This window comes from Croceicoccus ponticola (assembly GCF_004004515.1).
Taxonomy (GTDB): domain Bacteria; phylum Pseudomonadota; class Alphaproteobacteria; order Sphingomonadales; family Sphingomonadaceae; genus Croceicoccus; species Croceicoccus ponticola.
This window is the reverse complement of sequence record NZ_RXOL01000001.1, coordinates 1,072,191-1,084,147: the sequence shown is the minus strand read 5'-3', so window position 1 is coordinate 1,084,147 and position 11,957 is coordinate 1,072,191. Positions and strand designations below refer to the sequence as shown.

The window sequence follows — 11,957 nt, the reverse complement described above, 5'->3', positions numbered from 1 at the left end:
ATGGCCTTGCTGCTGCTGTTCTTGGGACCGCTGGAGGATGTCGCGGGCGCGGGCGAAATCGCGTTGGATGTCGCGGAACCGCTGACGCTCGCCGCGATCGCCGAACGGCTGGAGCCTGAACTGGCGGTCGCACTGGTCGGCGCGAAAATTCGCATGGCGCTTAATGGCAACCTTGTCGCGCCGGGTGAGGTCATGGCCGGCGACGGTGACGAGCTCGCTTTCCTCCCTCCCGTCAGCGGGGGCTAACTTGCGCCGGGTGCGCATTGCCGGCGGGGCGTTCGATCCGCACGCCGAATTGGCGGATTTTGCCAATGGCCGCGAAAGCGCGGGCGGTATCGTCAGCTTTCTGGGCCAAGTGCGCCAGGAACCCGGCGACGCGGTAGAGGCGCTGGAACTTCGCCATTTCGCACCGCTCACTTTGCCGGGCATGGAACAGCTTGTCGTGCGGGCCGAATCGCACTGGCCGTTGATGGCGGTGCTGGTAGTCCACCGCGTCGGAGTAATGATGCCGGGCGATCCGATCGTGCTGGTCGCCTGTGCCGCGAAACATCGCCGCGATGCTTTCGCATCGGCGGATTTCCTGATGGATCACCTGAAAAGCAGCGCGTGGTTCTGGAAACGGGAAAAAACCGGCGAAGGCTGGCGCTGGATCGAACCGCGCGACAGCGACCATGCCGACCTGACCCGCTGGCAGGACGTACCCTGAACTAAAGCCCGCGCAATTGCGCCAGCACGACATCTTCGGCCGCCACCAGCGCTGCGACCCGCTCGCGCGAGGCCGCGATTGCAGGAAGGCCCGCCGGAATGCCGGTATCGGCTTGCGAAACCGCGCCGGTCGCCAGCAGCGAATCGAGATCGGCCAGCGAGAACATCGTATCGCTGCGCGCCGATTCGAGGCTGGATAGGGCAACTTCTGCGTCGGACCATGACAATGTGCCCGGTGCCGATCCCGCCGCGGCACGTGCGCGGCTGCGGGCGACGGCTTCGCGCGACAGGAACGTCTCGTGCGACGAATTGGCGGCACGTTCGATGGCAGCCAGTTTGCCCGGCAGGTCGGCGGGCGGCGGCGCAGGTGTGGCAGGTGCTGTTTCGGTCGGCTCTGCCACGGCGGCACCGCCGGTCATCCGTTCTGCGTCGCGCCGGGCGAGCGAAGGATATTTCGTCGTATCGGCGGCACATCCCGAAAGTACGGCCATGGTAAGGGCGGTAACCAGCGCGCGGGACAGGTGGGAGTTGAAATCGTTCAGCATCCCGCCTCCCATAGCAGGTTGATTTGCGCCCGCCAGCACCCACCTTTGTTTCGTCGCCGGAAGTGGGCGTTATGGGGACAAATCCCCCAATCCCGCGTTGACAGGGCTGACCTTCTCGATTAACGGGCAGCGCTCAATCCGGCTCGTGGCGTGGCAATTGCGCGGCGACCGGTTCATCGCCCCAGACATGGCATCTGCGGGAACGGCAATTGGTCCGGTCCTCCAAATCTCATGGAACGGGCGCAGATAACGGGTTTGAAGAAAATGTTCGCAATCGTGCGCACGGGTGGCAAGCAGTATCGCGTTGCCGCAGGAGACAAGATCGCGGTCGAGAAGCTGGCGGGTGAAGCCGGCGACACGATCACGCTGGGCGACATCCTGCTCGCCGGCGAAGGCGAAACGCTTGAAGACGCATCCAAAGTGATCGTCTCGGCAGAGATCATCGCGCAGGCGAAGTCGGAAAAGGTGATCGTTTTCAAAAAGCGTCGCCGCCACAACTATCGTCGCAAGAACGGCCATCGCCAGCAGCTGACGCTGCTGCGCATCACTTCGGTCGGCGCCGCCAAGAAGGCCGCCGCGAAGAAGGCCGATGAAAAGACTGAAGACGCGGCCTGATCGCCGCCAACACGAATTCGGAGCATTAAACCATGGCACATAAAAAAGCAGGCGGTTCATCGCGTAACGGTCGCGATTCGGCCGGCCGTCGCCTTGGCGTGAAGAAGTTCGGTGGCGAAGCTGTCATCGGCGGCAATATCCTCGTCCGCCAGCGCGGTACGAAGTTCTATCCCGGCAGCAATGTCGGCATTGGCCGCGATCACACGCTGTTCGCACTCACCGAAGGACAGGTCCGCTTCCATCAGGGCAAGCTCGGCCGCAAGTTCGTATCGGTCGAAGCGATGGCGGAAGCCGCCGAGTAACGGATGGTCGATTACGGGCCATCCTAACGGGATGGCCCCGCCGGTTCTTTGACGGACCGGCCGCAAAGGGAGAGGGGCCCATAGCCCGTCTCCCTTTTTCATTTGCTCTCCCTGCACTTGGCAGCCGGTTCGAAAAGGGCCGGCTTGCCACGAATATGCAACGCGCGCGTGGCATCCATGCCGCGCCTGAAGGGATTGAGCAGCCATGTTCATTCGTAGCGAGAACTTGTTCATACGCCCGGCCTGGCCGGAAGATCGCGCGGCGCTGTCGCGGATTGCCGTCCCGACGCGGCACGATCCACTGCGCGTGGGAGCGATCGGTTACGGGCTTGTCATCACCCTGCCGGCCGTAACTGGGCCAGCCGTATCTGGACCAGCCGTCACTGGGCCATTTGCTTATGGTGCAAAGCTGATCGGGACGGCGCTGCTGCATCCGCTGCGGCGTGTGTGGGAGGCTCAGGTCTGGCTCGCGCCGCCTTGGCGTCATCTGGGTCTGTTCGCGGAATCGGAAGACGCCTTGGCTCAGCTGACCACCAGCCTCCCGTCGCTTTCCGACAGGGGGGCGATGCCCGAAATGCGTCCGCTGATCGCAGCCTAGGAATCTTTGGCTAGGATCTTTTGACTAAGAGCCTTGGCGATCAGGGCTCTGTCGTCATGGTTCCATGGGTGGAAGCCGGGAAGGAAATAGGCGATCCACGCCGGGATGATGCGCCGAACCATGCCCGGCGACACGAACGCATAGCGCAGCAGGCCCCAGTGTGCCCGCCATCCGGTGATGCCGTCCTGGCGCAGGAGCTCGACCGCGCCGCCATAACGCAGTCGCAGGAAGTTGCGCGTCGTCAGCAACATGAGCAGCGCCTTCAATTTCCATCGGCGGAAACGCGGCCAGTCCCGCGTCGCGCTGAGGTAGGTGTCGTAGGCCACGGCCTTGTGCTCGATTTCCTCGATCGCGTGCCAACGCCACAGCTCGGCGAGTTCGGGATCGGCGCCGGCAAGGATCGACGGGTCGGCCAGCAACTGATGGGCGAACATTGCGGTGAAGTGTTCGAGCGCCATTGTCACGGCAAGGCTGACGATGGGCTTTCGCGCGCGGGCGTCATCGAGCACCCTCTTCACGACATCTTCCAGCACTGCGGTGTCGTAGCCCGACTGCGCGACGGTGCGGTTGAAGGCGAGGTGCTCGCGGCTGTGATTGATTTCCTGCGAGATGAAGTCGCGAATTTCGCTGGTCAGTGGCTCGACCGTTCCGTCACGGAAAAAGCGCACCGATTCGACAAAGTATGCCTCTCCGCGAGGGAAGCTGATCGACAGGGAATTGAAGATGGCCGTGGCGAAGGGATCACCGCCTAGCCACCAGCGCGCGGTCGACTGGTTTCGCGCAAAACGCACATCGCGAACGGTTATTGCGCGAAGAGGCATTTTTGCGCCTGTTTGGGGATGCAGCGCACCTGTCGAAGCGAGTTTGTTTGTGCTACGCGCCATATTCCGGGGATGGTGGAGGTAGCTAACATTGATGTCAACAAGGAAGCGTTTGAGCCCCGCTGACAGCCGCCAGATGGCGCTGCAAGCCGCGCGCGAATTGCTGATCGAGGCTGGTCCGCAGGCGGTGACGTTGAAGGCCGTAGCCGCACAGGTCGGTCGGACGCATTCGAACCTGCTGCATCATTTCGGCAGTGCGGCCGGGTTGCAGAAAGCGCTTGCCGGGCATCTTGCCCAGACGGTTTGCGCAACGATCGCAGAGGCGGTGGCCGCACGCCGGGCCGGATTGGGCACGGCGCGCGACGTCGTCGACCTTGTTTTCGACGCTTTCGACAGCGAGGGTGCCGGGGCGCTTTCCGCGTGGATGACGCTGTCCGGCAATGAGGATGCGCTGGATCCCATTTTTGACGCGATCCACACGCTGGTCGATGAAATCGGGCCGGAGGGCGAAGATTGGCAGCGCGTCCGCGAAGTCACGATGATGCTGGTCCTCCAAGCCTTGGGCGAGGCGACGATCGGTCGGACACTTGCGGCGTCGCTCGATCTGCCGTTCGGCCATGCGCGCGAGCTTGCCGCGCGTCAGCTTCGGGCGCTTTTGCCACGCGGCGAAGGGGAGACTGTGGCGGGCTGACCCGGTACATCAGACATTATTCGGTGCGCAGGGCGGGGGCGAGCCAGCACGGGAAAATATCGAGATCGACATCGGCGATGCGCACCTGATCCACCGCGATGTCGAGATCGGGATAGGCGGCACGGCGGCGATCCTCCGACGAATTGCCCAGCGGCACGACCACCAGCCTCCGGTTCACTTTTTGCCGCCAATTCATCCGGGCGGTGTTTTCCTGCCCGATGTAGCAGCCCTTCTTGAAACTGACGCCATGCAGTTCCGCCGCGTTGCATTCGAGCCATAGCGTGCGGTCATAGCCCAGTTCCGCGCGCCCTTCGGTCACGCCGAGCGACAGGCGATGGGCAAGATAGGCCGCATCCGCACAGTCCGAATGGGCCGCATCAACAGGGGCAAGCCAGCGTTGACCGATAGCGGCAAGACGCGGATCGTCCGCCCCGCCGTCGCCGCGATGCGCGGTCCAGTGCACGGCGACGCCTTTGTCGACGGCGATCTCGATCTTGCGACGCAGGCGATAGAGCGTCAGCCGCTTGACGAGTTCTTCCGCGAATTCACTTTCGCAATCGAGCAGCATCGCATCGCGCGCGGGCCATACGAAGAAATCGAACAGCACCTTTCCCTGGGGCGACAGCAGCGCCGTCCAGACGGGCAGCGCGCCGGTCACGTCATTGGTGACCAATCCTTGCAGGAAGTCGGCGACGTCATCGCCTTTGCCTTCCGCCGCGCCCGAAAGGCGGATGATGGCCCGCTTGCAAAGCCGCGTTCCGCCTGCGCTGTTCGTCATCAACTCACCTTTGCCAAAATCGTCGCCGAGGCCTAGAGCGGGCAACATGATCAAAACGCACGAAAGCCCCGAGTGGGTCCTGACCGGTGGCACCGTCCACACCCCTTCGGGTCGGGTGAATGCCGATGTCGCCATCGCTAACGGCCGCATCATTGGAATTGGGAATTATCCGGGCGTTCGCAAGGTCGATTGTACCGGGTTAGACGTTATGCCCGGTGTCATCGACAGCCAGGTCCATTTTCGCGAACCGGGGCTGGAGCACAAGGAAGACCTTGAAACCGGTAGCCGGGCAGCGGTGCTGGGCGGGGTCACTGCGGTTTTCGAAATGCCGAACACCAATCCAAATACCGATACCGCCGAACGGGTTCACGACAAACTGGCGCGCGCGCGTCACAGGATGTGGTGCGACCACGCCTTCTACGTCGGTGCGACGGCGGAGAACGCGCCCCATCTTGCCGAACTTGAACGGATCCCCGGCACGGCGGGGGTCAAGATTTTCATGGGCGCTTCGACCGGCAGCCTGCTGGTGGCAGAGGACGAAAACCTTGCCCGCGTGCTGGCCAGCGGTCGGCGCAGGGTCGCCATCCATGCCGAGGACGAGGCACGGATGAACGCCCGCAAGGACTTGCGCGTAGCGGGCGATCCGTCCAGCCATCCGGTCTGGCGCGACGACGAATCGGCAATGATGGCGACGCGGCGGATCTTGCGGCTGGCGCGAGAGGCAAAGCGCCCGATCCACATCCTGCACGTGACGACGCCCGCCGAGCTTGAAGTCATCAGCCGCCACCGCGATATCGCATCGTGCGAAGTCACGCCGCAGCACCTGACGCTTGCGGCCGAAGACGCTTATCCGCGGCTTGGCAGCCATGCGCAGATGAACCCGCCGATCCGCAGCAAGGCACACGTCGAAGGGCTGTGGCATTGGTTGCAGCAAGGTGTGCCCGACGTCATCGGATCGGACCATGCGCCCCACACGCTGGAGGAAAAGGCGAAGCCCTATCCCGATAGCCCGAGCGGGATGCCGGGCGTCCAGACGCTGTTGCCGCTGATGCTGAACCACGTGGCCGAAGGGCGCATGACGCTGGACCGGCTGATAGACATGACCAGCTCGGGCGTGCAGCGGATTTTCGGGCTTGTCGGCAAGGGGCGCATCGCCGCTGGCTACGACGCCGATTTCACCATCGTCGATCGCAAGGGCAGTTTCACGATTACCGATGAATGGCTCGCATCGCGTTGCGGCTGGTCGCCGTTTACCGGCATGGACCTGAAGGGTCGCGTCGTCGGCACGATCGTGCGCGGCCATGTCGCGATGTGGGACGGGCAGCTTGGCGATGCGGCGGTGGGCGAACCGCTGCGCTTCGCCGGCGCGCTTTAATCCTGCGGTTGGGGTTGCTGATGGAATTGCGGTTGGGCGTTACGGCGCATCCGCATCAGCATATCGGCGCAGAAGATCGCGATCGCCGTCCAAATCAGGACGAAGCAGATAGCCTGCACGGGCTTCAGGTTTTCCCCGAACAGGAAAAGGCCCTGCAAGAACACCATCGTGGGCGCGAGAAACTGCACGAAGCCCAACGCCGAATATGTCATCCGGCGCGCGGCCACCGCGAATAACAGCAACGGCACCCCGGTCATCAGACCCGCGCCGACAAGCAGGAACGAAAGCGACCATCCGTCACCGAAATCGCGTACGCCCTGCGGCACGAACATCAGCGCCACGATAGCGGGGATCGTCAACAGCAGAACTTCGACCGTCAAGCCCGGCAGAGCGTCGACCGCGACCCGTTTGCGCAACAGGCCATAGAATCCAAAGCTGAGCGCGAGGGTCAGGCTGATGACCAGCATTTCCCGCGCCTCGATCGCGAGTACCGCGATCCCGGATGCGGCAATCGCCACGGCCAGCCACTGCAGGCGCGACAGCCGTTCGCGTAGAAATATCGTGCCGAGCAGGACATTGACCAGCGGGTTGATATAATAGCCAAGGCTGGCGGCATAGAAATGCCCGGCCTGAACGGCGACTACATATACGATCCAGTTCAGCGTTATGAGCAGGGAACTTAGCAGCAACAATGCCAGCGCCCGACGATTGGCGAAAGCCGCGTGCAATTTTGCGAAACCGCCGATCGCGGCCAGCGCCATGAGGCAGACCGGTATCGTCCAGACGATCCGCCATGCGACCAGTCGAAAGGGATCCACCCCGTTCAGCATCACCAGGTAGAGCGGCATTGTGCCCCAAAGGGCATAGGCACCCAGCGCATAAGGCAGGCCGTGGCTTTTCTTTTCTGCAACCGATGTCATGCGCGCGCCTTAGGCAGTTGCGAAGCCAACCGATAGAGCGTGCATCGAGGGCGACGAAATAGTGATGTCCATTACTCTGGCGTTCAGATTGAGCGGCGTAACTATGAACGGCGATCAAGACAAGATTTTCGGAGTTTTCCCAATGTCCCGTTCCCTCCTGTTCCGTACCGGCTTGCTGGCTGCCGCTGTTCCCGCTCTCGCGCTTGGCGCTCCCGTTGCTCAGGCCGCCCATTATGACGCCCCTGTCGCGGCCGCTTATGAGCATGAAAGCGTGTCGCACAGTCGCGATCGCGACCGGTACCGTGAGCACGATCGTTACGGTCGTTATGACGATCGGTATGGCCGCTACGAATCGCGTGATCGTTATGAATCGCGCCGGTACAATACCCGCGACAGCTATCGCGGCGATCGGGTGAATCGCGACACTCGCGTGTGGCGCGGCGATGACGGTCGTTATTACTGCAAGCGGGACAACGGCACGACCGGCCTGCTTATCGGCGGTGCGGTCGGCGGCATGATCGGTAACGAAGTGGCTCGCGATCGCACGCTGGGCGCCATCCTTGGTGCAGCGGGCGGCGCTTTGCTGGGTCGGGAAATCGACCGCGGCGGTTCGCGCTGCCGCTGATATCGGCACGATGATATGAAGGCGCCGCGTCGGGGTTTCCCGGCGCGGCGCGCTTCGTTTTAGGCCGCTATCAGTTCAGGCCTCCATCAGTTCAGGCCAATCGCGATGCTGGCCTCCGGCTCGTCCCCTTCGGCAGATGCGACCGGATAGGCACAGTAGTCGGCGGCATAATACGCGCCCGGGCGATGGTTGCCCGACATGCCCGTGCCCCCGAACGGTGCGGCCGACGAAGCGCCGTTGGTGGGGCGATTGCGATTGACGATCCCGGCGCGGCTTTCGAACCAGAACCGCTGCCAATCACCCTCCGTCCCGCCGACCAGCGATGCCGACAGGCCATATGCGGTGTCGTTGGCCGCAGCGATGGCGGCATCGAAATCGGCGACACGGCGCAGTTGCAGGACAGGGCCGAACAGTTCGCGATCGGGCAGGCCGTCGATCCCGGTCACATCGACCAGCGCGGGCGTCAGGAACGGCTTGTCCGCCGATGGCCGTTGCAGCGGACGCAGCACTTTCGCACCCATTTCCAACAATTGCGCGTATCCGCGTTCAAGCCCGTCGGCCGCGTCGTTGTCGATGACAGGGCCCATGTAAGGTTGCGGATCGTCGAACGGCGCGCCGACGCGAATCCGGTCGATCAGCGGCAGCAGCTCGTCAAGCAACGCGTCGGCCAAATCATCCCTGACGATCAACCGCCGCGCCGCGGTGCAGCGCTGTCCGGCCGTGGTATAGGCCGATTGCACGACGATCGCAGCCGCGTCCGCCAAACGGTCCGTATCCCACACGATCAGCGGATTGTTGCCGCCCATTTCCAGCGCGCAGATCGTGCCCGGCCGCTCTGCCAAAGCCTTGCCGATGGCGACGCCCGTGGTCGAAGACCCGGTGAACAACACGCCGTCGATACGCGGGTCGGACGTCAGCGCGCGCCCCTCTGCCGCGGTGCCGATAACCAGCTGCACGACATCGTCAGGCACGCCGGCCCGGTGATAATACTGCACCAGCCGTTCGCCTACGGCAGGCGTCTTTTCCGACGGTTTGAACAGGCAGACATTGCCCGCGATCAGCGCCGGGATCATGTGCCCGTTCGGCAGGTGCGCCGGAAAGTTATAAGGGCCCAGCACGGCCATGACGCCGTGCGGCTTGTGGCGCAGGGCAAAGCGCCCGCCCGGTGCGGCATCGACCCGTTCGCCGGTGCGTTCTTCGTGAGCGCGGACCGAGATTGCGACCTTCGCGGCGACCGTGGCTACTTCGGTCTTTGCTTCCCACAACGGTTTTCCGGTTTCCCGTGCGATGAGTTCGGCGAAATCATCGGCGTCCTGCTTCACTAATTCGGCAAAGCGTTCCAGTATGCCGACACGTTCGGCCAGCGGGCGGGCCGCCCATGCCGGAAAGGCGGCGCGTGCATGGCGAAGAGCAGCATCGACATCGCCGTGCGAACCGCTCCACAAGATTTCACCAGTTGCCGGTTCGTGAGAGACGAGTGTGTCGGTCATGCCGTGGTAATCCTCTGCATGCGGCGCGGAGCCGCCTTTCGCTTTCGCGTTATTTAGGCGACACCGGTTGCAATTGAAACCTTTGCCTGACCAGCCTGGACAGGGGCGGGGCCATGCGCGTCGCCCATCCGCCGCAACGCCGCAACTTTGTCGTAAAGCGGTCCCCAATCGTCGTCGTGGTCGATATGCGACCATATCGCTTCGACCTCTTCGATCAGCATCGATTGCGGCTCTTCGTCGTGCCAATAGGGGTGACCATCGCCTTGTGGATGGCTTTCGCCCAGTGCGGCCCGGAATGCGGCAGTATCTTCGCCCTTGGCCAGCCGCCCCGTGCGCGCCGCATGGAAAAAGGCATCGGGCTGCATCCCGGTTGCGACCATCGCAGATTCGCCGGTCGTGACCAGTTCGGTCGCCTGTTCCGCGCCCGCATCGGCAACTCCGAGTCGCCACGCAAACCGCCGCGCAAGATGGTGCGTGAACAGTTCTTGAAAGCGTTCGAGCGCGGCAACCAGCGGCGGCGCTTCGCAGATCGGGCGCAGGGCGATGGCCAGTTGCGCGCAGTTCCAGTGGATCGCTTCTGCCTGCCGGCCAAAGGCATAGAGCCCCGAATGGTCGAAATAGGCGGCGGTGAAACCCGCATCCCAACGCGGCAGCCAGCGCCATGGCCCGTAATCGAAGCTTTCGCCCGACACGTTCATGTTGTCGGTATTGAGCACGCCGTGGACGAACCCGGCGGCGACGTACGAAGCGGCCAGATCGGCCAGCCGTTCGACGACCAGATGCAGCAATTGCGCCGGCGGCAGGTCGCGGCCCGGCGCATTGTCGGGCGGGGGCGGGCCCGGATAGTTTCGCAGCGCGTAATCGACCAGAGCCGCAAGGTGATCTTCCTCTCCCAGCGCGGCAAGACGCTGAAAGCTGCCGATGCGGATATGCCCATGGCTCAGCCGCACCATCACGGCGGACCGGGTGGGCGAAGGTTCGTCGTTGCGATCCAGCGCCTCTCCCGTCTCGATCACCGAGAATGTCTTGGACGTATGCACGCCCAGCGCTTCCAGCATTTCGGTCGCGAGCACTTCGCGCACCGCGCCCTTTAGCGTGAGCCGTCCGTCGCCGAAACGGCTATATGGCGTCTGCCCCGATCCCTTGGTGCCAAGGTCGAGCAAGCGGTCCGCCCCGTCGCGCAATTGTGCGAACAAAAACCCGCGCCCGTCGCCGATGTCGGGGTTGTAGTTGCGAAACTGGTGCCCGTGATAGCGCAGCGCGAGCGGTTTTCGCAGGTTGTCGGGCAGCGGTTCGAAGCGCCCGAAATGCCGCAACCAATCTTCGTCGGACACAGAATCGAGCCCGACCGCGCCATCCCAACGATCGTTGCGAAAACGCAGCTTGGTGTCCGGAAAATCGGCGGCGCGCACCGGATCGGCGATCCAGTCGGCGATTCGCGCGATTTGCGTGTCAGGACGATAGGTCGAAGGTTGCGGTTCACCGTTCATCCCGCGATAGTGGGGGCGTGAAGCTCCGGGTGCAAGTCGCGGGGGCGCGTCTATGGGGTAGCACGAGCATGATCGACCAACAGGCCGCCGCGGCAAGCGGCTGGCGCGACCGCCATTGGCAGACCGACGACGGTCTCCAACTGCATTATCGCGACTATGCCGGTCCCGAAGGCAGTGACGAGATTCCGGCGCTTTGCGTTCCCGGTCTGACGTGCAACGTTCGCGACTTCCACGATCTGGCCATGCATCTCGCGATGCGCCGCCGTGTGGTCACGGTGGACCTGCGCGGGCGGGGCGACAGCGAATATGCCAAGGACAGCGGCACTTATATTCCGCTGCAATATGCGCAGGACGTGCAGCGCCTCTTTCCCGCCGCAGGGATGGAGCAGGCGGTGCTTGTCGGAAGTTCGCTGGGCGGACTGGTGACGATGGTGCTGGCCATGATGGAACCGCAGCGGATCGCGGGCGTGGTGCTGAACGATATCGGCCCGGTGGTTGAATTGCGCGGGCTGGAACGGATCGCCGAATATGTCGGGCTTCAGCGCAGCTATCCAACGTGGATGCACGCCGCCCGCGCGATGCAGGACACGCGCAAGGGAGTTTACCCAGACTGGGGCTTGTCCGATTGGTTGGCAGAGGCGAAGCGCGCCATGGAACTGGGCGGCAACGGGCGCATCACGTACGATTACGACATGCGCATCGGTGATGCCTTTGCCAGCGGACGCGGACAGGACAAGATGGCCGAAGCGGCTAAGATCGAATTCTGGGACGGGTTCGACGCGCTTGCCGGCAAGCCGGTGCTTGTCGTGCGCGGCGAAAATTCCGATATTCTTTCGGGCCGCACGGCGCGCGATATGGTCGATCGCTTTGCCGATGTCGAACTGGTCAGCATCGGCCGAGTGGGCCACCTTCCGACCTTGGCCGAAGCGGACGCGCTGGCGGCGATCGATCGCCTGTTCGACGAACGGCTTCCCAGCGCGCGCGCAGACCGCTAGATCGTCG

The 11,957-nt window shown here is 63.5% G+C and carries 14 protein-coding genes and 1 pseudogene; 9 read left to right on the top strand and 6 right to left on the bottom strand.

The window, feature by feature from the left end; translation table 11 throughout:
- Positions 1 to 246 carry a MoaD/ThiS family protein gene (locus tag EKN06_RS05190; RefSeq protein WP_127611749.1) on the top strand — a complete coding sequence of 82 codons (246 nt, stop codon included), beginning with the start codon at positions 1 to 3 and terminating at the stop codon, positions 244 to 246.
- A 1-nt stretch (position 247) separates the two neighbouring features.
- Positions 248 to 706, top strand: a complete 459-nt coding sequence (locus tag EKN06_RS05185) for a molybdenum cofactor biosynthesis protein MoaE (RefSeq protein ID WP_338068068.1) — start codon at positions 248 to 250, stop codon at positions 704 to 706.
- Position 707: 1 nt separating this feature from the next.
- On the opposite strand, the gene EKN06_RS05180 is transcribed toward EKN06_RS05185, so the two are convergent.
- Complete coding sequence (locus tag EKN06_RS05180; protein WP_127611747.1) at positions 708 to 1,250, bottom strand: hypothetical protein; 543 nt, start codon at positions 1,248 to 1,250, stop codon at positions 708 to 710.
- A 264-nt stretch (positions 1,251 to 1,514) separates the two neighbouring features.
- Here EKN06_RS05180 and rplU point away from each other — a divergent pair.
- From rplU to EKN06_RS05165, 3 genes and pseudogenes are all read left to right on the top strand, one after another.
- Positions 1,515 to 1,862 (top strand): annotated as a pseudogene (gene rplU / locus EKN06_RS05175) (50S ribosomal protein L21); the annotation flags it as partial.
- Between the two features lie 35 nt (positions 1,863 to 1,897).
- Positions 1,898 to 2,167, top strand: coding sequence for a 50S ribosomal protein L27 (gene rpmA / locus EKN06_RS05170; RefSeq protein ID WP_127611745.1), 270 nt, complete (start codon positions 1,898 to 1,900; stop codon positions 2,165 to 2,167).
- A gap of 205 nt (positions 2,168 to 2,372) precedes the next feature.
- Complete coding sequence (locus EKN06_RS05165; RefSeq protein ID WP_127611744.1) at positions 2,373 to 2,765, top strand: hypothetical protein; 393 nt, start codon at positions 2,373 to 2,375, stop codon at positions 2,763 to 2,765.
- Here the strand turns inward: EKN06_RS05165 and EKN06_RS05160 are convergent.
- Positions 2,762 to 3,586 (bottom strand): metal-dependent hydrolase, encoded by an 825-nt coding sequence (locus tag EKN06_RS05160; protein ID WP_127611743.1) that lies wholly within the window; start codon positions 3,584 to 3,586, stop codon positions 2,762 to 2,764. The genes EKN06_RS05165 and EKN06_RS05160 overlap by 4 nt on opposite strands.
- Before the next feature lie 94 nt (positions 3,587 to 3,680).
- On the opposite strand from EKN06_RS05160, the gene EKN06_RS05155 reads away from it, so the two are divergent.
- The gene (locus EKN06_RS05155) at positions 3,681 to 4,277 is read left to right on the top strand and encodes a TetR/AcrR family transcriptional regulator (RefSeq protein WP_127611742.1); all 597 of its coding nucleotides are present in this window, start codon (positions 3,681 to 3,683) and stop codon (positions 4,275 to 4,277) included.
- A gap of 16 nt (positions 4,278 to 4,293) precedes the next feature.
- Here EKN06_RS05155 and ygfZ read toward each other — a convergent pair whose 3' ends face one another.
- Positions 4,294 to 5,055, bottom strand: coding sequence for a CAF17-like 4Fe-4S cluster assembly/insertion protein YgfZ (gene ygfZ, locus EKN06_RS05150; protein WP_127611741.1), 762 nt, complete (start codon positions 5,053 to 5,055; stop codon positions 4,294 to 4,296).
- Positions 5,056 to 5,101: 46 nt separating this feature from the next.
- Here ygfZ and EKN06_RS05145 point away from each other — a divergent pair, with 46 nt between their 5' ends.
- Positions 5,102 to 6,430, top strand: a complete 1,329-nt coding sequence (locus EKN06_RS05145) for a dihydroorotase (RefSeq protein ID WP_127611740.1) — start codon at positions 5,102 to 5,104, stop codon at positions 6,428 to 6,430.
- On the opposite strand, the gene rarD is transcribed toward EKN06_RS05145, so the two are convergent.
- A complete protein-coding gene (gene rarD, locus EKN06_RS05140; protein ID WP_127611739.1) occupies positions 6,427 to 7,350 on the bottom strand; it encodes an EamA family transporter RarD in 924 nt (307 codons plus the stop codon). The genes EKN06_RS05145 and rarD overlap by 4 nt on opposite strands.
- 142 nt (positions 7,351 to 7,492) lie before the next feature.
- On the opposite strand from rarD, the gene EKN06_RS05135 reads away from it, so the two are divergent.
- On the top strand, positions 7,493 to 7,975 hold the full coding sequence (locus EKN06_RS05135; protein WP_127611738.1) for a glycine zipper 2TM domain-containing protein: 483 nt from the start codon (positions 7,493 to 7,495) through the stop codon (positions 7,973 to 7,975).
- Between the two features lie 86 nt (positions 7,976 to 8,061).
- Here EKN06_RS05135 and astD read toward each other — a convergent pair whose 3' ends face one another.
- Positions 8,062 to 9,465 (bottom strand): succinylglutamate-semialdehyde dehydrogenase, encoded by a 1,404-nt coding sequence (astD, locus tag EKN06_RS05130; RefSeq protein ID WP_127611737.1) that lies wholly within the window; start codon positions 9,463 to 9,465, stop codon positions 8,062 to 8,064.
- A 53-nt stretch (positions 9,466 to 9,518) separates the two neighbouring features.
- Positions 9,519 to 10,955: a protein adenylyltransferase SelO family protein gene (locus EKN06_RS05125; protein WP_127611736.1), complete on the bottom strand. Its 1,437-nt coding sequence runs from the start codon at positions 10,953 to 10,955 to the stop codon at positions 9,519 to 9,521.
- A gap of 68 nt (positions 10,956 to 11,023) precedes the next feature.
- Between EKN06_RS05125 and EKN06_RS05120 the strand changes: the two genes are divergently transcribed.
- Complete coding sequence (locus EKN06_RS05120) at positions 11,024 to 11,950, top strand: alpha/beta fold hydrolase (protein ID WP_127611735.1); 927 nt, start codon at positions 11,024 to 11,026, stop codon at positions 11,948 to 11,950.
- The last annotated feature ends 7 nt before the right edge of the window (positions 11,951 to 11,957 follow it).

Bases quoted from the DNA above. Each gene is read 5' to 3' on its own strand.
- EKN06_RS05145 (WP_127611740.1), top strand. From the start codon at position 5,102: ATGATCAAAACGCACGAAAGCCCCGAGTGGGTCCTGACCGGTGGCACC.
- rarD (WP_127611739.1), bottom strand. From the start codon at position 7,350: ATGACATCGGTTGCAGAAAAGAAAAGCCACGGCCTGCCTTATGCGCTG.
- EKN06_RS05165 (WP_127611744.1), top strand. From the start codon at position 2,373: ATGTTCATTCGTAGCGAGAACTTGTTCATACGCCCGGCCTGGCCGGAA.
- EKN06_RS05125 (WP_127611736.1), bottom strand. From the start codon at position 10,955: ATGAACGGTGAACCGCAACCTTCGACCTATCGTCCTGACACGCAAATC.
- EKN06_RS05135 (WP_127611738.1), top strand. From the start codon at position 7,493: ATGTCCCGTTCCCTCCTGTTCCGTACCGGCTTGCTGGCTGCCGCTGTT.
- astD (WP_127611737.1), bottom strand. From the start codon at position 9,465: ATGACCGACACACTCGTCTCTCACGAACCGGCAACTGGTGAAATCTTG.
- rpmA (WP_127611745.1), top strand. From the start codon at position 1,898: ATGGCACATAAAAAAGCAGGCGGTTCATCGCGTAACGGTCGCGATTCG.
- EKN06_RS05160 (WP_127611743.1), bottom strand. From the start codon at position 3,586: ATGCCTCTTCGCGCAATAACCGTTCGCGATGTGCGTTTTGCGCGAAAC.
- EKN06_RS05120 (WP_127611735.1), top strand. From the start codon at position 11,024: ATGATCGACCAACAGGCCGCCGCGGCAAGCGGCTGGCGCGACCGCCAT.
- EKN06_RS05190 (WP_127611749.1), top strand. From the start codon at position 1: ATGGCCTTGCTGCTGCTGTTCTTGGGACCGCTGGAGGATGTCGCGGGC.
- EKN06_RS05155 (WP_127611742.1), top strand. From the start codon at position 3,681: ATGTCAACAAGGAAGCGTTTGAGCCCCGCTGACAGCCGCCAGATGGCG.
- EKN06_RS05180 (WP_127611747.1), bottom strand. From the start codon at position 1,250: ATGCTGAACGATTTCAACTCCCACCTGTCCCGCGCGCTGGTTACCGCC.
- ygfZ (WP_127611741.1), bottom strand. From the start codon at position 5,055: ATGACGAACAGCGCAGGCGGAACGCGGCTTTGCAAGCGGGCCATCATC.